The sequence below is a fragment of the Shewanella decolorationis S12 genome (genome assembly GCF_000485795.1).
GTDB lineage: Bacteria > Pseudomonadota > Gammaproteobacteria > Enterobacterales > Shewanellaceae > Shewanella > Shewanella decolorationis.
In genome coordinates this window covers 77,487-100,020 of record NZ_AXZL01000069.1, presented here as the reverse complement: position 1 = coordinate 100,020, position 22,534 = coordinate 77,487, and the positions used below count along the sequence as shown (strand labels likewise).

General features: G+C 46.9%; 16 protein-coding genes. 11 read left to right on the top strand and 5 right to left on the bottom strand.

Annotated features, from left to right (window positions below; genetic code table 11):
- Nucleotides 1–179: 179 nt before the first annotated feature.
- From SHD_RS13400 to SHD_RS13390, 3 genes are all read left to right on the top strand, one after another.
- The gene (locus SHD_RS13400; RefSeq protein ID WP_023267607.1) at nt 180–2,801 is read left to right on the top strand and encodes a TonB-dependent receptor; all 2,622 of its coding nucleotides are present in this window, start codon (nt 180–182) and stop codon (nt 2,799–2,801) included.
- Nucleotides 2,802–2,896: 95 nt separating this feature from the next.
- Nucleotides 2,897–4,420 (top strand): tryptophan halogenase family protein, encoded by a 1,524-nt coding sequence (locus SHD_RS13395; protein WP_023267606.1) that lies wholly within the window; start codon nt 2,897–2,899, stop codon nt 4,418–4,420.
- Nucleotides 4,421–4,456: 36 nt separating this feature from the next.
- On the top strand, nt 4,457–5,146 hold the full coding sequence (locus SHD_RS13390; RefSeq protein WP_023267605.1) for a SapC family protein: 690 nt from the start codon (nt 4,457–4,459) through the stop codon (nt 5,144–5,146).
- 18 nt (nt 5,147–5,164) lie between these two features.
- Here SHD_RS13390 and SHD_RS13385 read toward each other — a convergent pair whose 3' ends face one another.
- On the bottom strand, nt 5,165–6,073 hold the full coding sequence (locus tag SHD_RS13385) for a sulfite exporter TauE/SafE family protein (protein WP_023267604.1): 909 nt from the start codon (nt 6,071–6,073) through the stop codon (nt 5,165–5,167).
- 494 nt (nt 6,074–6,567) lie between these two features.
- On the opposite strand from SHD_RS13385, the gene SHD_RS13375 reads away from it, so the two are divergent.
- The 8 genes from SHD_RS13375 to nagP all read left to right on the top strand — a co-directional run bounded on the left by SHD_RS13375 (nt 6,568) and on the right by nagP (nt 18,213).
- Nucleotides 6,568–7,557, top strand: coding sequence for a substrate-binding periplasmic protein (locus SHD_RS13375; RefSeq protein WP_023267602.1), 990 nt, complete (start codon nt 6,568–6,570; stop codon nt 7,555–7,557).
- A complete protein-coding gene (locus SHD_RS13370; RefSeq protein WP_023267601.1) occupies nt 7,557–9,044 on the top strand; it encodes a methyl-accepting chemotaxis protein in 1,488 nt (495 codons plus the stop codon). The genes SHD_RS13375 and SHD_RS13370 overlap by 1 nt, the downstream gene beginning before the upstream one ends.
- Nucleotides 9,045–9,073: 29 nt before the next feature.
- A complete protein-coding gene (locus SHD_RS13365; protein WP_023267600.1) occupies nt 9,074–11,881 on the top strand; it encodes a family 20 glycosylhydrolase in 2,808 nt (935 codons plus the stop codon).
- A gap of 223 nt (nt 11,882–12,104) precedes the next feature.
- Nucleotides 12,105–13,013: an N-acetylglucosamine kinase gene (gene nagK, locus SHD_RS13360; RefSeq protein ID WP_023267599.1), complete on the top strand. Its 909-nt coding sequence runs from the start codon at nt 12,105–12,107 to the stop codon at nt 13,011–13,013.
- Nucleotides 13,014–13,071: 58 nt separating this feature from the next.
- On the top strand, nt 13,072–14,070 hold the full coding sequence (gene nagB-II / locus SHD_RS13355) for a glucosamine-6-phosphate deaminase NagB-II (protein WP_039978384.1): 999 nt from the start codon (nt 13,072–13,074) through the stop codon (nt 14,068–14,070).
- Between the two features lie 42 nt (nt 14,071–14,112).
- Complete coding sequence (gene nagA / locus SHD_RS13350; protein ID WP_023267597.1) at nt 14,113–15,249, top strand: N-acetylglucosamine-6-phosphate deacetylase; 1,137 nt, start codon at nt 14,113–14,115, stop codon at nt 15,247–15,249.
- 138 nt (nt 15,250–15,387) lie between these two features.
- Nucleotides 15,388–16,575, top strand: a complete 1,188-nt coding sequence (nagX, locus tag SHD_RS13345) for a transmembrane glucosamine N-acetyltransferase NagX (RefSeq protein WP_023267596.1) — start codon at nt 15,388–15,390, stop codon at nt 16,573–16,575.
- Between the two features lie 339 nt (nt 16,576–16,914).
- Entirely contained in the window at nt 16,915–18,213 is a 1,299-nt protein-coding gene (nagP, locus tag SHD_RS13340; RefSeq protein WP_039978398.1) for an N-acetylglucosamine MFS transporter NagP, read from the top strand.
- 64 nt (nt 18,214–18,277) lie between these two features.
- Here the strand turns inward: nagP and SHD_RS13335 are convergent, their stop codons facing one another.
- From SHD_RS13335 to aptA, 4 genes are all read right to left on the bottom strand, one after another.
- Nucleotides 18,278–19,000 (bottom strand): TorF family putative porin, encoded by a 723-nt coding sequence (locus tag SHD_RS13335; protein WP_039978381.1) that lies wholly within the window; start codon nt 18,998–19,000, stop codon nt 18,278–18,280.
- A gap of 174 nt (nt 19,001–19,174) precedes the next feature.
- Nucleotides 19,175–19,549, bottom strand: a complete 375-nt coding sequence (locus SHD_RS13330) for a cupin domain-containing protein (RefSeq protein WP_023267593.1) — start codon at nt 19,547–19,549, stop codon at nt 19,175–19,177.
- A gap of 17 nt (nt 19,550–19,566) precedes the next feature.
- Nucleotides 19,567–21,057, bottom strand: a complete 1,491-nt coding sequence (locus tag SHD_RS13325; RefSeq protein WP_023267592.1) for a CoA-acylating methylmalonate-semialdehyde dehydrogenase — start codon at nt 21,055–21,057, stop codon at nt 19,567–19,569.
- 52 nt (nt 21,058–21,109) lie between these two features.
- Nucleotides 21,110–22,450 carry an omega-aminotransferase AptA gene (gene aptA, locus SHD_RS13320; protein WP_023267591.1) on the bottom strand — a complete coding sequence of 447 codons (1,341 nt, stop codon included), beginning with the start codon at nt 22,448–22,450 and terminating at the stop codon, nt 21,110–21,112.
- Between the last annotated feature and the right edge of the window lie 84 nt (nt 22,451–22,534).

The following is a 22,534-nucleotide window of genomic DNA, read 5'->3' as shown; positions in this document are numbered from 1 at the left end:
TATTAGATTTCCCCTTCTCAACGCCTCACTTTATGACATTTTTTTTCGTCCAGAGTTATTTTGTTGTGGCAAGGCTGTTAATTATTGTGTAATGTTTGCACTAGACATGACAGCGTTGTCATTCCATCGGAATGGTTATGAATACTAAAACGATAATAAAGTTATGGAAGGGAAACGAGATGCGACCATCATCCTTTAAGAAAAGTGTACTAGCTACAAACATTGCTATCCTCCTCGGCAGCGCTGTTTCAATCGGAGCTGTTGCTGCAGAAGCTGAAGCCACTGCAGCTGCTGAAAATATTGAGAAAATTGAAGTTCGTGGTATGAGAGCTTCGATGAAAGCTTCTGTTAACGACAAACGTTTTTCTGATTCTGTCGTTGATGCTGTGACTGCAGAAGATATCGGTAAATTCCCTGATGGTGACGTAGGGGAGTCCTTAGGTCGTATTCCTGGCGTTGCTGTAAACCGTCAGTTTGGTCAAGGACAGCAAGTTTCTATCCGTGGCGCTTCAAGCCAATTAACAAGCACGTTACTGAACGGCCATTCAGTTGCTTCTACTGGTTGGTTTGACCAACAAGCTATCGACCGTAGCTTTAACTACAGCTTACTGCCGCCAGAAATGGTTGGTGGTATTCAAGTTTACAAATCATCTCAAGCAGATATCGCTGAAGGTGGTATCGGCGGTACTGTAATTGTTAAAACTCGTAAACCTTTAGATTTGGAAGCAAACTCAGTCTTCCTGAGTGCGAAAGGGGATTACGGAACCGTTTCAGAAGAAATTGATCCTCAAACTTCAGGTTTGTACAGCTGGAAAACGGAAGATGAGAAGTTTGGTTTCCTAGTGGCTGGTTCTTTGGATCAAACACAATATCAACGTAACGGTATTGAAACTCTGTTAGGTTGGGGGGAAATTGTTCCTACTACTTTCCAGCAAGACCGTGAGCGCACAGCTTTAAATGCTGCATTCCAATACAGACCAACTGATAACCTGGAATTCGGTCTGAATTTAATGAGCTTACAGCTCGATGCTAACAACGCTAACACGTCAATTTTCTTATTCCCAACCCAGCAAGGTGAGAATACTTGTCTTAAGAAAAATGCTGCAGGCGTATGTACATTAGTTGAACACACAGATAAAGGCGGATTTGCTTGGGCACAAACATGGGCTCGTAAAGCAAGTATGTCATCAGACACTGTGGATTTAGATTTCGCTTATCAAGCTGATAACTATAAGTTAGAAGGCCGTATCGGTAAAACTAAAGCTGAAGGTGGTACCGATCTTACTTCTAACTACGGTCAATCAATTGGTAAACCAGAAGATTTCGCAGGGACTTACGATGCAACTGGTGATGTGATTGACATCAACATTGCAAACAACTCATTTGATGCGGGTGACTTCAACGGTCAATTGGAAACTGCTGGTTGGGCACTGAAAAAACAACCTAACACAGACGAAGAATCATTTGCGACCTTCGATATCACTGTTCCAGTTGAATTTGGCGTTATTACCTCTATTAAATCAGGTATTAGCTATGCAGACCACGATGTAACTCAAACGACCGAAGCTGCACAATCATCTAATATCGTCGCAAAAGATGCCTCTGAATATTACTCTGGCACTATGTCATCTGGCGCTGGTTTTACCTTACCTAAGCCAATTTTTGACAATATGATCAGAGATGCTTATGGCGCTATCGATGGCTTTACTTTAGATAAGTCTGGTTACGGTACACTGCAAGAGAAAAACTTAGCCCTGTACACTATGGCTACTTTTGCTGGTGAAGGTGTGCGTGGTAACTTCGGTTTAAGATATATCTCTACCGATGTTGAGTCTGACTACTACGCGTTTAGCCAAACTGGTACTTATGCTGATGATTTAAGTACTGATAAGGCAAGCTATCACGATGTCTTACCAAGCATGAACATTGCGTTTGACTTGGCAAGTGACTTAATTTTAAGAGCATCAGCTGCGCAAGTTATCTCTCGTCCTAACTATGCGGATCTCTTCGCGACGTCTAAGTTACCTGGTTTCAACGATGGTACGCCAGGCAACGAGAAGAAAGTGACTGGTAGCGTGAATCTGCAGCCGTTCAAAGCCTCTCAGGCTGATCTGAGCTTAGAATGGTACTTCAGCGGTGAAGGATTATTTGCTGTTACTTACTTCATTAAAGATGTTAACTCTTTCATTTCGACAAGAGAAAAGCTGAACCAACAGATTGGTATTGATGATCCTAACTTAGTTGCTCAAGGTGGCAGTTCTTGTGGTGCTGGTATCTACGACTGCTGGACCGTCAGTGAAAACTACAATGCTAACGGTGGCTCTATCGATGGTATTGAGTTGCAGTTGCAAGACTCATTTGACAATGGTTTTGGTTACTCAGCTAACTACACCTTTGCAGATGCTTCATCTCCAGCTGAAAACTATGCGGACCGCGTAGGTGTGTTCTCTGACTCATCTAAGCATACCGTTAACTTGGTGGGTTACTATGAAATTGATGATTTCTCTGCTCGTGTAGCTTATAACTGGCGTTCTGAGTACATGATGCGTGAATTACCAGGCTTCTATGGTAACCGCGAGCACCAAGCTTACGGCACGCTAGATTTAAGTGCTAACTACGATGTAACTGATTACTTATCTGTGACATTTGAAGTGGTTAACTTACTTGAAGAAGATAGCATTCAGAAAGGTGTATCACCTGTTGATGCTGAAGGCGTTATCAGTGAGTTTAAAGATAACTACCCAGTGTGGAGCTTCGATGGTGAAGCTCGCTACAAACTTGGTGTAGCACTGCGCTTCTAATTCAATTCAGTGACGAAAAAGCCTAGCAATCGCTAGGCTTTTTATTATCAAAAACACCAACAAAAACTCAGCTTACGCAATTTTAGAGGCGCGTTATGACAATCAGAAAAATAGCCATTATAGGGGGCGGGACTTCAGGTTGGTTAGCGGCGAATCATTTAGGGCGAGTGTTGCAAGGGGGCTCTGAGCTATCCATCACGCTGATTGAATCTCCCGATATTCCTATCATCGGTGTTGGTGAAGGTACTGTGCCGTCTATTCGGAAATCACTACAGAGTTTTGGGATCAGTGAATCAGAGTTTATTCGCGCATGCGATGTGACATTTAAGCAGTCAATTAAATTTGTAAATTGGTTAGATAAAGCTCGACATGGTAAGGATAATTTCTACCACCATCTATTTGATATCATTAATTTACAAGGCGTAGATACTGTTTCTGCTTGGTTGGTCGAGAAGCAAGGCGATTTTGCTGATTATGTTTCTCCCCAGCATCTTGTTTGTGAGGCAGCAAAAGCGCCAAAGCTAATCACGACACCTGAATATGCCGGAGTGTTAGGCTATGCCTATCATCTAAATGCGGCAAAATTTGCCAAATTACTGGCTAAAAATGCGATTGAGAAATTCAACGTTGAGCACATTTTTTCCACTGTGCAGGATGTTCGTTTAGGCGATGATGGTGCAATTTCATCTTTGCAGACCGAGCAAGGGACTCTCTCTTTCGATTTTTATATTGATTGCAGTGGCTTCGAATCTATTTTGTTAGCCAAGGCATTAAAAGTGCCATTTATCAGTAAAGCGCATCAACTGTTTATTGATACTGCATTAGTCGCGCAAATCCCAACGCAGCCTACTGATATCATCCCTCCTTATACTCAAGCAACGGCCCATCAAGCGGGTTGGATTTGGGATATAGCATTGACTCAGCGCCGAGGCACGGGATTTGTCTATTCGTCTGCTCATATGGCGCAGTCAGAGGTAGAGCGAAAGTTTGACCATTATCTCGGTGGCAAACTTGCCGATGTCCCCCATCGTAAAATTCCAATGACAGTGGGCCATCGTCAACAGTTTTGGGTAAAAAACTGTGTAGCTTTAGGGTTAGCTCAAGGCTTTTTAGAACCGATTGAAGCGACATCCATATTGTTAACGGATTTCTCTGCACGTTTTCTGGCAGAACGTTTCCCTGCGAACATAGATGATGTTGATTATTTGGCAAAGCGGTTTAATGATACCGTGGGCTATGCATGGGAGCGGGTCGTTGAATTTGCCAAATTGCATTATTGTTTGTCAGATAGAACTGACTCGGCATTTTGGCTTGATAATCAGCGTCAAGAGACAATTCCCGAAGGATTAAAGCAACGACTCGAACTATGGAAGTCCTATAGTCCTATTGCTGAAGATTTTCCATCTAAGTTTGAAGTGTTTAACTTAGACAATTATTTATACGTGCTTTATGGGATGAAATATCAGACTAATTTGCGTGGCGGCTCATCGGCAACACAGGCCTCTTTGAACATGTATATGAACAAAATGTCGAAGGTAAAACAACAGATGCTAGATGGTTTGCCTGAGCATAGGGAATTGCTCGATAAAATCTGTATCTATGGTTTGCAATCTATTTAATCGTTTTAAATTTAATGGGTAAAAAGGAAAAATATAATGAAAACACAATTTGTACCTTTAAATGACTCGAGTCATAAGAATTTGGCTATTGGTGATAAGGTCGATTACAGCTACTTTGAAACTGTGCATATGCTACCACTGCAAGTGCAAGAGTTTATGTCGGCTGCGACAAGCTTTCCTATTGTATTTACAAAGAATAACCAAACTGGCGAGTTCGTCTCTATAGCGATTACCGCGCTAAAACCGAATACCAATAAGCTGCTAAAAAATGGGCAATGGCAATCACGATACTTACCTATTCAAGTGCAGTTGTATCCATTTGGGATGAGCCAGGTTGATGAAGAGAAGATTATCTTAGGTATTGACATTAACAACTCATCCGTGGCTGAAAATGAAACTCACCGATTATTTACTGAGGCTGGTGAGAAAACGGACTACTTGTCAAAGAAGCTCGAACTCGCGGGTTTACAAGCTAACTATCAAGATATGACGAAGTACTTTATCAAAGTATTGTTGGAGCACGAGTTATTACAACCAAGAACACTTACAGTGACGGCACTGGATGGTACGAAAACCAACATCGACGGGATCTATACGATTGATGAGCCTAAACTACAGCAGCTTGATGATGCGACTTTGCTGAATTTCGCGAAACGGGGTTTCTATTCAGCCATTTATGCGCATCTTTGCTCATTAAGTTTAATTGATTTAGTGATGGATAGATAAGATAGCGGGCTTTCCATTTTAGTTTGCGAGCATGACACTCCCAGTCAAGATAATCCAACTTGAGAAAAACAGCTTTAAGGTTTTGACTGGGAGAAATAGCGCCAGTTTTCGCGCTAATAAACCGCCGATAATTGCGCCTGGGCCTGCAAACAGTACTAGCTCGAATAGGGCATGACTGCTACTTGAAAACACATGTATCGGACTTGCCGACCAGACGGTAATCGCTGATACCACAACTCCGATGGCAACTGCCATCTTGGCACACACTCCCCGTAACATCAGATAGATTACTAGCAGTTCGCTCACGCCAACCGATAACCAGGCGGTGATGATCCCGCCCAAGTAGCCAATTATTGCTAGCCAGCAATAGTCTAGGGCGTTGAGGCGATGGCTTTGAAGGGGACGGCGCTGGCTGCTGATAATGATCGCTATCCCTAATACGATAGAGAAAAGGCTAAAGCTGGTATGCAGCGAAGAAGGAGAGCTTAACTGCCATAACTGACTGCTCCAAAGGCCAAGTACTGAGCAGGTCGCCGCTAATAAAATACTTGGAATAAAACCTGACCAGGTTTTGTCATGGTGATGGTGTCGTCGATAGTAGCCTGACCATGAAATCGCGCCCGCAGTCATACCAAAACATTGGATCATAAAAGACGTCGAGACACTTTGAGTTTCAGTAAAATCTAAACTAGAGAACACTGGGATGAAAATGACTCCGCCACCAGCACCCGTTGAATTGGCAAAGATAGCTCCTGTAACCCCTAAAAAAACAAACTTGCCATATTCTTTTATTAACGCAATTGGTTGTGCGAATTGGAACAACCAAACTATCCATGCGCTTGATAGAAGGAACAGTATCGTTAACGATCGATAATATTCGCCGCTAAAAGTATTTTTACGTTTAAAGGTCGGGATATATGAGAACATTTTTTGATGGTGACAGGGTGTGATATGTGAGTTGTTGCATGCATGTTATCAGGGGAAGATAGCGTTGTCACACTGGTGTGGAAATAAAAAGTTAAAACATAATCTATTGATATTTAATGATTAAAAGTATTTCGGCTAAAAAAATACCGATGAATGTCAAAAAAATGTAGAAAACCTGTTCTTTCTTGTGTAATTTAATCAATGACAACGCTGTCATCTGCTTGTGTGATTCGTTGTTTAGTAAGGTCTGCATGAAGAGGATGAGGTCTCCTTATTCATGTACTTGGCAGAAGTATTGCTGGTCGGGCGGCGATACGTTTGTCTTTAATATTTTGATAGTCTCTCCCCAGAAACTAGCGTTGGCTGGGTACTGTAAGCAGTGCCCAGCCATTTTTTTAGGTAGAGCGACCTTGCTTAGGATAAGCAGACAAGTTAGCGGCATTAAAAAATAAAACTCGCTGGATATTCCAGTCATAAAAAAGAGGCTGCGATTCATGGTTATTCATATTGCTACACTGCTTGGCAGCGTAGTAACGATTCTCGCTAAACGTTTGTTGATGCCCATCTTTAGACTCTGGGCGAGCGTTGCACTGTGTGCTTTGAGTTCTAGCGCGATAGCCACTGTAGAGTCCGCGTCGTTTACGTTTACTAATGCCGCTACCGCGGCTGGCACTTCTTCGGCAAGCAATGCTGCTCCCATCAAGATAGTGACCACCATCCAACAACAATGGCAGTTTAATCTCCTCAAAGAGGCGCTGCGCCGCTCTGGTCAGTCTTATCAGGTCGAGCAAATGTCGACGCAGATGAACCAGAAACGTAAGGTCGAAGAAGCGCTGGCCGGTACAGTCGATGTTTTTTGGAGCATGACTTCTAAGGAGCTTGAGGAAACCGTGCTCCCGGTTCGTATCCCCTTGTTTAAGGGATTGCTCGGTAACCGCCTGTTAATTATCCGCAAAACGGATGAGGCCAGATTTGCTAATGTAAAAACGCTGGTGGACTTTAAGCAACTAAAAGCGGGGCAAAACCGCTATTGGCCTGATGCTAGCATTCTCGAAGCCAATGGTTTGCATGTCGTAACTAGCTATCAATACACCAATCTCTATCCGATGTTAGAGGGTGGCCGATTCGACTACCTCGCCCTCGGCGCGCAGGAAATTGGCGATGAACTTGCAAGCCACTCCGATCCCGCGCTGAAAATTGATACTCACATCCTGCTGCAATACCGCTCGCCGGCATATTTTTTTGTGTCCCCCAAACGTCCTGAGTTAGCGGCGGCAATCTTAGCAGGGCTCGAAAATATGATAAGCGACGGCAGCTTTGATGAGATGTTTAATCGTGAGCTTAAAATTGACAAGCTCTACCGTGATGCCCAGTTTGAGCAGCGCGTCATTATTCGTCTCGATACGCCCGATTTAAGTCCCTTAACCCCCATTGAACGCCAAGAGTTGTGGTTAGATCTATTTAGTATGCAAGGTGCAAAATAATGAAAACATTAGCCTTAAAAGTACAAATTGGGTTAGCAGCAGCGATATTTATGATAGTCAGTGTGCTATTTGGGGTGTCCTATTGGTTGGCGAGCGATAGCTTAGCCAGCAACGAAATGGCGTTTGAAGACAATACCGTTGCTAATCTTCAAGTCACCATGGCGCAGCCGATTTTTACCTATGACTACGAGCAGATCCGTGCCGTATTGTCTGTCATGTTAAAGTCCGAGCAAATCTATCAAATTACCGTTGTGGATCATCGGGGTAAGTTGCTCGCCGAAGACAAACAAGCCGAGACCGTTGCCGCAAGCGACCTACAAACAAGAGAGTTACAGTTCAGCGACCAAGGTAACCCCACCGGGCGTTTAACCATTGCCTTCTCTACCTTGCCAGTTAAGGCGCAATTATCCGACTTACTGCTGGGGTACTTTTTACAGGCACTACTGATTCTAGCGGGCAGTCTGTTAGTGATTTTCATCATTCTTAAACGCTTGGTAATTAGTCCTCTGGATAAGGTCGTCGCTGCGTTAGAAGAAATCGCCAATGGTGATGGTGATTTAAGCCACAGATTACCCGTGGAGAGCGAAGATGAAATCGGCAAACTTGCTAATGCTTTCAACGGGTTCGTCGAGCAAATTCATGGCACTATTACCAGAGTGCATGAAACCTCAGGCCTGCTATTGGGCGATGCTAAGGCGCTGGGCACGCTGTCGCAAAGCAACAACCAAAGGGTGCAGGCTCAGCTTAAAGAAACCGAAGCCGCGGTCACGGCCGTGACTCAATTGAGTGCCAGTGCCAACGAAGTGGCCATCAATGCAAAACGTACTGCCGATGCGGCAACCCAAGCAGATAGAGCGGTCGACGATGGTCAGCGTCAGTTTGACTCTGGCTTAGCCATTACCCGTCAATTGGCGCGTGAATTAGCGCGTTCTGCCCAATCGGTATCGCAGCTACAACAGGAAACCCAACGCATCGATGAAGTTGTGGTGGTGATCAGCAGCATTGCCGAACAGACTAATTTACTTGCCCTAAATGCCGCCATTGAAGCCGCTAGAGCGGGTGAGCAAGGGCGTGGTTTTGCCGTTGTTGCCGATGAAGTGCGCTCTTTAGCGAGCCGCACCCAACAGGCTACGGGAGAAATCCAAAAAATGATCCAACAGGTGCAGAGCCGAGTTGCCGAAACAGTGAATGTGATGCAATCGAGCCAGACCCTCTCCAATCAAGGGGTCAACCGTTCGGAAGAAATTAAGCTAGTGCTGTCTAAAGTAACTGATTTAGTTTCCAATATCAGTAATATGAATATCGAAGTTTCCCATGCGGCGCAGGAGCAGACCTGCGTCACCGAAGCAATTTCTCGTACATTAAATGATCTTGCCAATGTCTCAGGTTCAGCCTCCCTCGATAGTGAGCACTTAGCACAATCGAGTGAGCGACTGTTTCACCAAGGGGAAAGACTGCGGACGTTAGTAACTTCCTTCAGATTGTAGCCATTTCTGAAGCCTAGAAAAGGAATATCATGAATAAAACGATTGCCGCCACCGCGATTTTATTGGCTCTGGGCTTAACGGCCTGTAGTGATGCGCCTAAAACCGAGGCAGTGCCTAGCTCAAGTTCTGTTGAGCAAGCTAAGTCCAGCCAATTAACCCAAGCGCAATTGCAGCAGTTTGGGGATACCTTGGGCGTGAGTTATCGCGTGCTCACCAACAGGCCTGATGATAACTGCGACAAAGCCGCCGCCGAAGGACGTTGTTTTGTTGCTGAAATCGATTTTGTCCCAGAGGTTGAGCTTAAGAGCCGTGATTGGGCGATTTATTTTAGCCAGATGCGCCCGGTTCAATCTGTTGAAAGCAAAGAGTTTAGTATTACGCATATCAAGGGCGATCTCTATCGCATCGAGCCCACCGAGGCATTTAGCGGTTTTAGCAAGGGCGAGAAAAAGACCTTAAAATTCCGCGGTGAGCTATGGCAGCTCTCTGAAACCGATGCCATGCCAAACTATTACATAGTTGCTGGCGAATTATCGCCAGTAGTGATCGCCAGTACGAAAGTAAAGCAAGATCCTGAAACGGGGATGGAAGTGCGCCCCTATGTTGAGGCGTACACCGATATGGTGAAGCAGTATCGCCGTACCGATGCGGATAAATTAGCGCCTGCCACACCTGCACAGTTATTTAGCAATAATCAACAGGTGAGTGAAGATGCCAGCTTAGCGGTCAATACCATTATTCCTACGCCGCAAAAAGTTACTATCCACAGCCAAGATAAAGCCGTGTCACTGACCTCTGGTATTAAACTGGATTTTGGCTCGGTCACCAATGCATCTGCCGCGCAACAGGCTTTGGCTCCTGAACAGTTGGTGGCGGCACTTTCTCGTTTAGCGCGCTTAGGTGTTAACGAGTCTGAACAAGGTTTGGCGGTAAAGCTGAACTGGCGCCAAGGCGCTGATGGCAGTTATCTGCTGGATATCAAAGCGGATGCGATTGAGATTGCTGCTGCCGATGCTGCAGGGTTTTCCTATGCGTTATCGTCACTTGCTAGTTTGATTGATGTGCAGGATCTGCGCGTAAATACCATGACGATTGAGGACAGCCCAAGATATCCCTTCCGTGGTATGCATATCGATGTGGCCCGTAACTTCCACAGCAAGGCGTTGATCTTTGATCTGCTGGATCAAATGGCGGCGTACAAGCTCAACAAATTGCATTTACATATGGCCGACGATGAAGGTTGGCGCTTAGAGATCGATGGCCTGCCTGAACTGACTGATATCGGCAGTAAGCGTTGCCACGATTTGGAGGAAAATACCTGTCTGTTACCCCAGCTTGGCAGCGGGCCTTTTGCGGATGTTCCCGTTAACGGTTTCTATAGCAAACAAGACTATATCGACATAGTCAAATATGCCGATGCGCGCCAGATTCAAGTGATCCCTTCGATGGATATGCCAGGCCATAGCCGCGCAGCGATTAAAGCCATGGAAGCGCGTTACCGTCGATTGCTGGCGGAAAACGCAGAGCTTCAAAACACGGGCAAAGTGCAGGTTGTCCCTGTGCAGGAAACGGCAAATCAAGCTAACACAGCGGTAAAAGCTTTAGATGCGGGCGCTCGTCATTTGCAAGCTGAAGGGAAAACCACTGCAGCTGAGCAATATTTGTTATCCGATGCAAACGACAAAACGGTTTATTCTTCGGTGCAGTATTACAACGATAACACCCTGAACGTCTGTATGGAGTCGACCTATCAATTTGTCAATAAAGTCATTGATGAAATTGCCAAGTTACACCAGGCAGCGGGTCAGCCATTAACTCGCTACCATATCGGTGCCGACGAAACGGCAGGGGCGTGGAAACAATCACCCGCCTGTTTGGAGTTTGTGGCTAATAACGATAAAGGCGTTAAGTCGATAGATGAACTAGGTGCTTATTTTATCGAACGAATTTCGACTATGTTAGCGGCAAAAGGCATTGAAGCGGCTGGTTGGAGCGATGGTATGAGCCATGTTCGCCCAAGCAATATGCCTGCAAAAGTCCAATCCAATATTTGGGATGTGATTGCCTATAAGGGCTATGAGCATGCCAATCAGCAAGTCAACAACGGTTGGGATGTGGTGCTCTCAAACCCTGAGGTGCTGTACTTCGACTTCCCTTACGAAGCGGATCCTAAAGAGCATGGCTATTACTGGGCAAGCCGTGCGACCAACGCACACAAAGTGTTTAGCTTTATGCCGGACAACTTAGTGGCAAACGCGGAGCAGTGGACCGACATTCAAAATCTGCCTTTTGAGGCCGACGATAGGGCCCGAACTGATGAGAAGGGCAAACAATCTGGCCCAAGGGAACAAGGTAAAGCCTTTGCCGGATTACAGGGCCAGCTCTGGAGTGAAACCATCCGCAGCGATAACACTGTGGAATATATGATTTTCCCGCGTTTACTGATGCTGGCTGAGCGTGCTTGGCATCAAGCCGCGTGGGAAGTGCCATATCAATATCAAGGCGCTTTGTATAATCAAACTACGGTTTTTTTCACCGAAGCGATGCGTGAGGCTCAGGCACAATCTTGGCAGCAAATGGCCAACACCTTAGGGTATAAGGAGTTTATCAAACTCGATAAGGCGGGTATCGATTACCGAGTGCCGACCGTCGGCGCCGAGATCCGTGACGGTAAACTGTTTGCCAACGTGGCTTATCCAGGACTTAAGATTGAATGGCGACAAGCGAGTGGGCAGTGGCAATCCTATCAAGCTGGGCAGGCGGTAACGGGTCCTATTGAGATCCGCGCGATCGCGGCTGATGGGAAACGTAAAGGTCGCAGCTTAGTCGTTAATTAATAAAAAGTTATATCTGGCTTTATTTTAAAATAAAAATACAGCCTTTTTCTTTTTCACTTTCAGCCATTTCTTCCGTCTGACATTTGATTAGAAATTGCTTCAAAAAGTAAATGACAACGCTGTCATTTTTGCTGTAACATTGAGTTAACTAAAGTTGAGTGTCGCATTAACGGCATAAGTATAAGCAACGGTAGCGCTGCATTAATAGATGAAGAGGGGTGTCATGGGGTTAGTCCAGACAAAAGATCAACAACTGTTTATCGGTGTTGATGGGGGCGGCAGTAAGTGCCGAGCCACTATCTATACTGCGGACGGTACCGTTTTAGGGACAGGTGTTGCTGGGCGCGCTAATCCGCTGCATGGTCTTGCACAAACATTTGCATCGATTGAAGCATCGACTCGCCAAGCTCTGCTGGATGCGGGCATGAATGAAACCGATAGCCATTTACTCGTCGCTGGCTTAGGGCTGGCGGGAGTTAATGTGCCGCGCCTGTACCAGGATGTGATCAGCTGGCAGCATCCGTTTGCAGCCATGTTTGTCACAACGGATCTTCATACCGCTTGTATCGGTGCACACCGCGGCGCGGATGGGGCGGTGATCATTACGGGCACAGGCTCCTGTGGTTATGCCCATGTGGGTGATGACAGCTTAAGCATCGGTGGCCACGGTTTTGCGCTGGGCGATAAGGGCAGTGGTGCTTGGCTTGGCTTAAAAGCTGCCGAGCATGTGTTACTCGCCCTCGATGGCTTTGCCGCACCGACCGCCTTAACTGAGATGTTGTTAAAGCATTTTGGGGTAAGTGATGCCTTGGGCATCGTCGAGCATCTCGCCGGTAAGTCTTCGAGTTGCTATGCCGAATTAGCCAGAAGCGTACTCGATTGTGCAAACGCTGGTGATGAAGTCGCTCGCGGGATTGTGCAGGAAGGGGCCGATTACATCAGTGAAATGGCACGCAAGCTGTTTAGCCTCAATCCGGTGCGCTTCTCGATGATCGGTGGTCTTGCCGAACCGCTACAGGCATGGCTTGGCAGCGATGTGGTGGCCAAGATTTCTGAAACTTTAGCGCCGCCAGAATTAGGTGCCATGTACTTCGCTCAGCAGCAATTTAACTCAGTCAACATTAATGAATAAGCCGTTTTAGCGCATCAGTGCTAAAGCAATACCCGTATTGATTTGTAAGGTAAATAACATGACAAACACTATTATGGAGCAAGAAGCTCGCACCGCGCCGCAGAAGATTGCGGGTCAGTTAGCCGCTAACGCCGATTTAATGCAGCAGTTAGGTGAGAAACTGCGTGCTTTCGATCCCCGTTTTGTGATGATTGTGGGCCGTGGTTCATCGGACCATGCGGGTGTCTTTGCTAAATATCTTTTTGAAATCGAAGCGGGTGTACCCACTTTTGCCGCCGCGCCATCTGTGGCCAGCGTTTACGGTAAAACCTTGAAGTTAGAAGGCGGATTAGTGATTGTGATTTCGCAATCTGGCCGCAGCCCTGATATTTTAGCCCAAGCGCGTATGGCGAAAAACGCAGGCGCGTTTTGTGTGGCGTTAGTGAACGATGAAACTGCGCCAATCAAGGATATTGTCGATGTGGTGGTGCCATTACGTGCAGGCGAAGAGAAAGCGGTTGCCGCAACTAAGAGCTACCTTGCAACCCTGTCGGCGATTTTACAATTAGCCTCTGCGTGGACGCAGAGCGAATCCCTCGCCGCCGCAGTTAACTCCTTACCTCAAGCACTGCAAACTGCGGTCGATGCTGAGCCACAATTGACTCCAGTATCGGTTGAAAACGTGAAAAACTTAGTCGTGTTAGGCCGTGGTTTAGGTTATGCCGTGTCTAAGGAAATCGCACTTAAGTTAAAAGAAGTGTGTTCTATCCATGCCGAAGCCTTTAGTAGCGCTGAGTTCCTCCATGGTCCTGTGACCTTAGTGGAGAAAAAACTCACGATTGTGGATGTCTGCATTGGCGATGAGTCGTACGCTAGCCATATCGAACAGATTGAAAATGTGAGTCAACGTGGCGCAGATTTAGTGCATTTAAACCAAACATCGACGGATATTCACCCACGTGTTGCGCCGTTAGCCTTGCTACAACGTTTTTATATTGACGTGGCAGCAGTCGCGATTGCCCGTGGTATTGACCCTGACCAACCCGCTGGGCTGAAAAAAGTCACTCAAACGCTGTAATAGATGGCCGTTGTGCCGCAGTAATTTGAAAAGAGGTTTGGGATGAAATTCACCTTAATTGCCGAGCAACTGTTTGATGGTGAAGCCTTCCATCGGGATGTGCCTGTCACCATTGAAGATGGTCTGATAGACAGCTTAGACACCGCATCGGGTGCTAAGGAAATTCGCTACCCAGGCACCCTAGTGCCAGGTTTTATCGATGTGCAAGTTAACGGCGGTGGCGGCGCGTTATTCAATAGCAGCCCAACGGTTGCTTGCATTGAGACCATAGGCAAGGCGCATGCTCGCTTTGGAACCACAGGTTTTTTACCCACGCTTATCACCGATGATGTGCAGGTGATGGCCAAGGCTGCCGATGCGGTTGCCAGTGCGGTCGCGCAAAAGAGCGCTGGCGTTTTAGGCGTACATTTTGAAGGCCCGCATCTTTCGGTACCTAAAAAAGGCGTGCATCCACAAGGTTTTATCCGTGAGATCACCGAGGCTGAACTGGCGATTTTTTGCCGTCAGGATTTAGGGATCCGAGTGGTGACCTTAGCGCCTGAAAATGTCTCGCCCGAGGTGATCCGCCTGTTGGTGGAGTCTGGCGTTAAAGTGTGTTTGGGCCACTCCAATGCGGACTACGATACCGTTGTCGCGGCATTAGCGGCGGGGGCGACAGGCTTCACTCACCTCTACAATGCCATGTCACCCTTAGGTTCCCGTGAGCCTGGCGTGGTGGGCGCGGCGATTGAGAGTGAAACCGCTTGGTGTGGTTTGATTGTCGATGGCCACCATGTGCATCCAGCGGCCGCAAGAGTTGCCCTGCGCGCTAAACCCCGTGGCAAAGTGATGCTGGTGACCGATGCCATGCCGCCAGTAGGAATGGATGATGAAACCAGTTTTGAGCTGTTTGGTACTCAGGTACTGCGTGTCGGCGATAGATTAAATGCGGTGACGGGTGAACTGGCGGGCTGTGTGTTAGACATGGCGACCGCGGTTGAGAACAGTGTGAAGATGCTCGGTTTACCGCTTGGTGAGGCCTTGAGAATGGCGTCTTTGTATCCTGCCGAGTTCCTTGGCATTGCCGAGAGCGTCGGTCGATTAGCCGTAGGGCAGCGTGCCGATTTAGTGCTGCTAGATAATCAACACAAAGTGCTGGCCAACTATATTGCTGGAAATGCGGTTTATGTTCGCCCTTAGTCTGGGTTGAGTCAGTAAAGCGTTAACCTTGGCCCTTGTCGTATTTTGATGACAGGGGCTAAGTTTTTTTATTGTACAGTCTGCATTTTGCTCAAAAGTTATAAAATAATTTAAATAACAATAATAAAGGATAATGGTATGAGTACGACTGCGCCGGGATCTATCGCCAATACGGGCGTTAATGCTCAGGAGGCTGCCGCGAAAAAGCGTCAGTCAAAACCGCGGTTGATGTCCCTCGATGCCCTGCGTGGCTTCGATATGTTTTGGATTCTAGGTGGTGAAGCCCTATTTGGCGCCTTGCTTATGTTGACGGGCTGGGCGGGCTGGCAATGGGGTGATACCCAAATGCACCATAGTGAGTGGCATGGGTTTCGCTTCTATGATTTGATTTTTCCGCTGTTTATTTTCCTCTCCGGTGTTGCCCTTGGATTATCGCCAAAACGCTTAGATAAACTGCCAATGCATGAGCGTATGCCTGTGTATCGCCACGGGATTAAGCGGCTGTTTCTTCTTTTATTGCTTGGGATTCTTTATAACCATGGCTGGGGAACAGGGGCGCCTGCCGATCCTGAAAAAGTCCGTTATGCCAGCGTATTAGGTCGAATTGCCTTTGCATGGTTTTTTGCCGCCTTGCTGGTGTGGCATACCAGTTTACGAACCCAAGTGCTGGTGGCCTTGGGCATATTATTGGCCTATGGTGCGATGCAGCTCTGGTTGCCGTTTCCTGGTGGACAGGCTGGAGTGTTATCACCGACTGACTCTATCAATGCTTATGTGGATAGCCTATTGCTGCCGGGTGTGAGCTATCAAGGACGGACGCCCGATCCTGAAGGCGTGTTATCGACGCTGCCCGCCGTAGTCAACGCCTTAGCGGGTGTGTTTGTCGGTCATTTTATTGTGAAATCCCATCCTAAAGGGGAGTGGGCTAAGGTTGGCCTATTGAGCGTTGCCGGTGGTGTTTGTTTAGCCCTAGGCTGGTTGCTGGATGGGGTTATTCCCGTCAATAAAGAGTTGTGGACCAGCTCTTTTGTGTTGGTCACTAGCGGTTGGAGCATGCTGTTGTTAGCGCTGTTTTATGCCCTAGTGGATGTGCTCAAATGGCAAAAGCTCGCCTTTATTTTTGTGGTGATAGGCACTAACGCCATCATTATTTATCTGGCCTCCAGCCTAGTGGATTGGAAGTATATCGCCCTGAGTGTGTTCGGTGGCGTTATCGCGGCATTGCCGGAAAATGCTCAGCCCTTAGGAGCTGTGATTGGTTTGCTTACCGTTCAATGGTTAGTGCTGTACTGGATGTATCGTCGTAATATTTTTGTGCGGATCTAACGTCGATATCTGATTTTCCCTCAAGCCACGGACTCACCTCTGTGGTTTTTTTATTTCTATTAAAGAGAGGGCTAATAGCATTTATGGCCGTAAATCAGATATTAACTGAGTGTTTATGGCTCATTTGAGGGCAAAGAGGGCCATTTTGCGGACTAAATCGCAAATGACAGCGTTGTCTTTTTGTGTTGTTTGTTTTAACATCACTGAAACAATGGTGCGTTTGGATGATAACATTAGCCATTGCAGATGAGTTGCGATACGGATGTGCGGAATACTCAGCGGTTTTTTGTCCCGCCATCACCTTAAAAATTAATTACTATAAGAAGCAGGTTTATGGAAATGACACTCGATAAAAGCCAGCAGAAAAGCAGTTTTCTCCCCATGGCGATAGTGGCAGCACTCTTTTTCATCCTCGGATTCGCAACGTGGTTGAATGGATCCTTGATGCCCTATTTAAAACAAATTTTGCAACTCAATCCCTTCCAAGCCTCATTAATCCTGTTTTCTTTCTACATTGCAGTGACTTTTACCGCGCTGCCTTCGGCGTGGGTTATCCGTAAAGTCGGCTATAAAAATGGTATGGCATTAGGTATGGGTATCATGATGCTCGCAGGCCTATTGTTTATTCCTGCGGCTAAGACCCAAATCTTCGCCCTGTTTTTATTTGCCCAACTAGTGATGGGCGCGGGGCAGACGTTACTGCAAACAGCGGTCAATCCCTACGTGGTTCGTCTAGGGCCTGAAGAATCTGCTGCGGCGCGCGTGAGCGTGATGGGGATTTTGAACAAAGGTGCGGGGGTGATTGCACCATTAGTATTCTCAGCATTGATTTTAGATAGCTTTAAGGACCGCATTGGTACTACGTTAACCCAAGTGCAAATTGATGAAATGGCAAACAGCTTGGTCTTTCCTTACCTCGGCATGGCGATATTTATTGGGGTGCTGGCGCTTGCTGTTAAAAAATCGCCTCTGCCAGAATTATCTAATGAAGATGAAGTGGCCGAGCACACTGATAAGGGCCAAATCAAAGCTGCATTGTCTCATCCTAACCTCGCATTTGGTGTATTGGCACTATTTGTGTACGTTGCCGTTGAAGTCATTGCTGGAGACACTATCGGAACTTTCGCTTTATCACTGGGCGTTGAACATTACGGTGTAATGACCTCATACACTATGGTGTGTATGGTACTGGGTTATACCCTAGGTATTCTGCTGATACCTCGAGTTATTTCTCAACCTACTGCTTTAATGATTTCCGCGATTCTGGGGATATTGCTCACCTTAGGTATTCTGTTTGGGGATAATAATTCCTACGCTATTGCTAACACTTTGTTGGTGCCTTTTGGTGGAGTGGCCTTACCTGATACCTTGCTGTTAATTGCTTTCCTAGGCCTAGCAAATGCTATTGTGTGGCCTGCCGTATGGCCTTTAGCCCTATCAGGTATGGGTAAATTAACGAGCACGGGTTCTGCGCTCCTTATCATGGGGATTGCTGGCGGTGCGTTTGGTCCTGTGTCTTGGGGGTTAATGAGTTCGGCAACGGATATGGGGCAGCAGGGCGGTTATATGGTGATGTTACCTTGCTATCTGTTTATTCTCTTCTATGCCGTGAAAGGCCATAAGATGCGTCACTGGTAATCGGTTATCACGCGATGTAAAAAAGCCCTCAACAGAGGGCTTTTTGCTATTTGCAGGGTATGAATTAGAAGGCGTAACTTACGCGTGCTAACACAGTATCATCGTTTTGGAATACGCCATCGGAGACTTTTTGATCGCCACTTAAATCAGTGCCGAGCCAAGCGAGTGAAAGGCCAAATCCCATTAACTCCGTCGAGACGCCAACTGAATAATCCGAATAACTATCAAAGCCTTCACCATCATCTAAGGCATCACCTACGTTGTAGCCGTAATGTAAATCGAGACTCCAGTTTTCAACAAACTCGTAGGAGTAATTGATTTCGCCGTAGTGATAATCTAAATCGCTGCCACCGTAGTCATTGGTAAACCAATAGGCTACGCGAAATCCACTAAACTCGACGCCAGCAGTCACTTCAAAATAGCCTAAGTCACTCTCACCTGAATAGTTATAACGATAGAGTGTGACGTCATAGCTGAGGTTATCGTTAATTTCACCGCCGTAGGCAACATAGAAGTCGTACTCGATATCAGGACCGTTATAACCTGGCTCGTCAAAGTCGACATTACTGGCCCAAGCGCCGACCGAAAATCCCGATTCAAAACTCCAGTCTATCCCACCTTGTACAGCGGGATCTCCAGCGGTTTGCGAGACACCGCGGAAGCGGTAATCGTTAGTTAAGCCAATTTCTCCAGATACTTCAGCGGCAGCTATGCTGGAAAATAAGCTGGTGGTCAACGCCAGTCCTGCCAGTTTTGCCAGCCGTTTTTTCTGTAGGTTGTTATTCACGGTATTTCTCCCATTTTCTTGATTGACACGGATGTACAATGTTCTTTTATGTTTTAAAACAAATTCATACATCCGATTGTTTGCCAAACAACAGCCAAGGAAACTCCGTTGCTGTGACCTCATGGCGGTAAAGCTACATCACTTTAGCTTTGTTCATCGAGGTTAAACGCACCTCTATTTATGTGAGTTTTGTTCGAAGATGACGTACACCTTGCGGCAGGGGGTGACGACTTGCCACACACCTTGAAATCCCGCCGGAATGATAAAACGGTCACCGACGCTGAAGGTTTGAGACTGTCCTTCAAGATCGGTAATCACACTGGTTCCTTCGAGAATTTCACAATACTCATATTCAGTGTAGTTGATTTTCCAAGCGCCTGATTCGCTTTGCCAAATTCCGCTATGGAATTGATTGCAAGGGCTGGAATAATGATTTTGTAATTGCTGCTTCGGGTTGCCAGAGATTAATTTTTCCGCAGCTAACTGGTAACTTTCCACGGGGGATTGTGCGCTGCCAAAGCGAATGATCGACCTGATGCTTATTGTCATATTGGCTCCCACCGATGTTATTTCATGGTTGGCATAACAAACTCGGCCTGAGTTTGCTTGCCTACAGGCCAGCGAGCTGTAATGGCTTTGCGTTTGGTATAAAAACGAACCCCATCAGGGCCATGCATATGCAGAGGACCAAAGAGCGAACGCTTCCAACCACCAAATGAATGGAAGGCCATAGGCACAGGAATAGGAACGTTTACGCCGACCATACCCACCTGCACATGGTGGCAAAAATGACGAGCAGCTTCACCGCTTTGGGTGAAAATGGCAGTGCCATTGCCAAATTCATGTTGGTTGATAAGCGTGAGTGCAGTGGGATAATCTTTAACGCGCACAATGGATAGCACTGGGCCAAAGATTTCTTCGCGATAGATCCGCATCTCCGGGGTGACGTTATCGAATAAGCAAGCCCCCAAGAAATAGCCCTGCTGATGGTCGGCAACGGTTAATTGTCGGCCATCGACTAATAAGGTTGCTCCTTCCCGAACTCCGGTTTCAACATAGTCAGTGACTTTGGCTAAGTGTTGTTTGGAAATAAGGGGGCCCATTTCCATCTCGGGGGTAAGGCCGTTGCCCACTTTTAAGTTTTGGATCTGCGGCAATAGTTTTTCCACTAACGCATCACCCACATCGCCCACCGCCAACACGACCGATATTGCCATACAACGCTCGCCCGCACTGCCGTAGGCTGCGCCCATCAGCGCACTTACCGCTTGATCTAAATCCGCATCCGGCATCAGTAACATATGGTTTTTGGCACCGCCTAAGGCTTGTACTCGTTTACCGTGTTTGGATGCTGTGCTGTAGATATACTCGGCGATTGGCGTTGAACCGACAAAGCTAACGGCTTGCACATCTGGATGAGTGAGCAGGGTATCGACGGCCTCTTTATCGCCGTTGATGACGTTAAACACTCCATCGGGCAAGCCAGCTTGTTTAAGCAGCTCGGCAATTCGCATCACTGAACTTGGGTCTTTTTCTGAGGGTTTCATGATAAAGGTGTTACCGCAGGCAATCGCGATTGGGAACATCCACATGGGAACCATCACGGGGAAGTTAAAGGGCGCTATGCCTGCGACAACACCTAAAGCTTGATTAACGGACCAGGAGTCCACACCACCACCAACCTGCTGGGTATGTTCTCCTTTTAGCAAGTGTGGAATACCGCAGGCAAATTCGACGACTTCAAGGCCGCGGATAAGCTCACCCTTGGCATCATCGAGCACTTTGCCATGTTCTCGGGTGATGAGTTGTGCCAGCTCATCCATATGCTGCTCGACTAACGCTTTGAATTTAAAAAGTACACGAGCACGATTAAGGGGCGTTACCTGTGACCAAGTCTCAAAGGCAGATTTGGCGATGGCAATAGCGGCAGCGACTTCATCGCTACTGGCGAGGGAGACTTGACCTCGGCATTCGCCAGTGGCCGGTTCAAAAATTTCTTGGCTTCTTGTACTGGCTGGAGTGTGTTGGCCATTTACATAGTGTGTAATCTTAAACATAGCTAACCTATATTCCCCTGATTTATCTGCGTGTAATTTAAAAAAGAGTGAATCACCCAACGGCCTGTATCGCATCGCTAAGGCTGTTAACCATCTGGTCAATATGATGTTTTTCAACAATGAGTGGTGGAGACATGGCGATAATATCGCCCGTTGCCCGCACGAGTGTGCCTTGATGGAAACAACGCTCGAACACCCGATAACCGCGTTTGCCAATGCCTTCGCTATTGGGCGCAAGTTGGAAACCCGCGACCAATCCTGTGTTGCGAATATCAATCACATTGGGCAAACCTTTTAGGCTATGAACAGCCTCTTCAAAATAACGCTCAAGCTCGAAACTACGTTCAAACAACTGCTCATTTTCATAGATGGAGAGTGTGGCGAGTGCTGCTGCAGCGGCGACTGGGTGGCCTGAGTAGGTATAACCGTGGAAAAATTCAATCAGTTCTGTCGGCCCTTGCATACAGGTATCGTGAATAAAATCCTGCACAAACACTGCGCCCATTGGGATTGCGCCATTATTGATAGCCTTGGCCGTGGTGATCATGTCGGGGATAACGCCCCAGCGCTGACTAGCGAATGCGGCACCGACTCGGCCAAATGCGGTAATCACCTCATCAAAAATCAACAGGATGCCGTATTTTTGGGTAATTTCGCGTAGGCGTTTTAAGTAGCCTTGAGGTGGTAAAATTACCCCTGCCGAACCCGACATAGGTTCAACAATAACGGCAGCAATATTTTCGGCGCCATGGAGTGTGACTAATTGCTCTAACACTTCGGCTTTTTCTGCCCCAAGGCTAGGTAATCCGCGGCTAAAGGCTGAATTTTGAATATCTAAAGTGTGAGGTAGGTGATCTACGCCTTGCAACAGTTGGCCGCTAAAGGCTTTACGGTTATTACTCAAGCCGCCCACGGAGATCCCACCAAATCCTACGCCATGGTAACCCATTTCTCGGCCAATAAAGCGGGTGCGTGACGCTTGGCCATTAGCTCTGTGGTAACAAAGTGCCATTTTTAGCGCGGTATCAACGGACTCTGAGCCTGAGTTGGTAAAGAAGACCTTATTAAGTCCTTCTGGACTGAGTTCGGTTAAACGCTCCGCCAATTCAAAAGCAATAGGATGACCCATTTGGAAGGAGGGTGCGTAATCCATCTCGCGGATTTGTTTGCTGACAGCTTCACTGATCTCACGGCGTCCATGGCCTGCATTACAGCACCACAAGCCTGCTGTTGAGTCTAATACCTTGTTACCATTGATATCCGTGTAGTACATGCCTTCTGCTTGGGCGAGCAGGCGAGGGCTGGCTTTAAATTGACGATTGGCGGTAAAAGGCATCCAGTAATGTTCGAGAGATGGATGCTCATGCGTTGTGTTGTTGGGTGAGTCGGCCATAAATGGTTACCTTGTCCTTTTCCTTGTTAAATGAGGTCAGGTCTTCGTTAAGGGTGGCGAATATTTGCTATGCTATGTTAGAAA

Bases quoted from the DNA above. Each gene is read 5' to 3' on its own strand.
- SHD_RS13400 (WP_023267607.1), top strand. From the start codon at position 180: ATGCGACCATCATCCTTTAAGAAAAGTGTACTAGCTACAAACATTGCT.
- SHD_RS13395 (WP_023267606.1), top strand. From the start codon at position 2,897: ATGACAATCAGAAAAATAGCCATTATAGGGGGCGGGACTTCAGGTTGG.
- SHD_RS13390 (WP_023267605.1), top strand. From the start codon at position 4,457: ATGAAAACACAATTTGTACCTTTAAATGACTCGAGTCATAAGAATTTG.
- SHD_RS13385 (WP_023267604.1), bottom strand. From the start codon at position 6,073: ATGTTCTCATATATCCCGACCTTTAAACGTAAAAATACTTTTAGCGGC.
- SHD_RS13375 (WP_023267602.1), top strand. From the start codon at position 6,568: ATGGTTATTCATATTGCTACACTGCTTGGCAGCGTAGTAACGATTCTC.
- SHD_RS13370 (WP_023267601.1), top strand. From the start codon at position 7,557: ATGAAAACATTAGCCTTAAAAGTACAAATTGGGTTAGCAGCAGCGATA.
- SHD_RS13365 (WP_023267600.1), top strand. From the start codon at position 9,074: ATGAATAAAACGATTGCCGCCACCGCGATTTTATTGGCTCTGGGCTTA.
- nagK (WP_023267599.1), top strand. From the start codon at position 12,105: ATGGGGTTAGTCCAGACAAAAGATCAACAACTGTTTATCGGTGTTGAT.
- nagB-II (WP_039978384.1), top strand. From the start codon at position 13,072: ATGACAAACACTATTATGGAGCAAGAAGCTCGCACCGCGCCGCAGAAG.
- nagA (WP_023267597.1), top strand. From the start codon at position 14,113: ATGAAATTCACCTTAATTGCCGAGCAACTGTTTGATGGTGAAGCCTTC.
- nagX (WP_023267596.1), top strand. From the start codon at position 15,388: ATGAGTACGACTGCGCCGGGATCTATCGCCAATACGGGCGTTAATGCT.
- nagP (WP_039978398.1), top strand. From the start codon at position 16,915: ATGACACTCGATAAAAGCCAGCAGAAAAGCAGTTTTCTCCCCATGGCG.
- SHD_RS13330 (WP_023267593.1), bottom strand. From the start codon at position 19,549: ATGACAATAAGCATCAGGTCGATCATTCGCTTTGGCAGCGCACAATCC.
- SHD_RS13325 (WP_023267592.1), bottom strand. From the start codon at position 21,057: ATGTTTAAGATTACACACTATGTAAATGGCCAACACACTCCAGCCAGT.
- aptA (WP_023267591.1), bottom strand. From the start codon at position 22,450: ATGGCCGACTCACCCAACAACACAACGCATGAGCATCCATCTCTCGAA.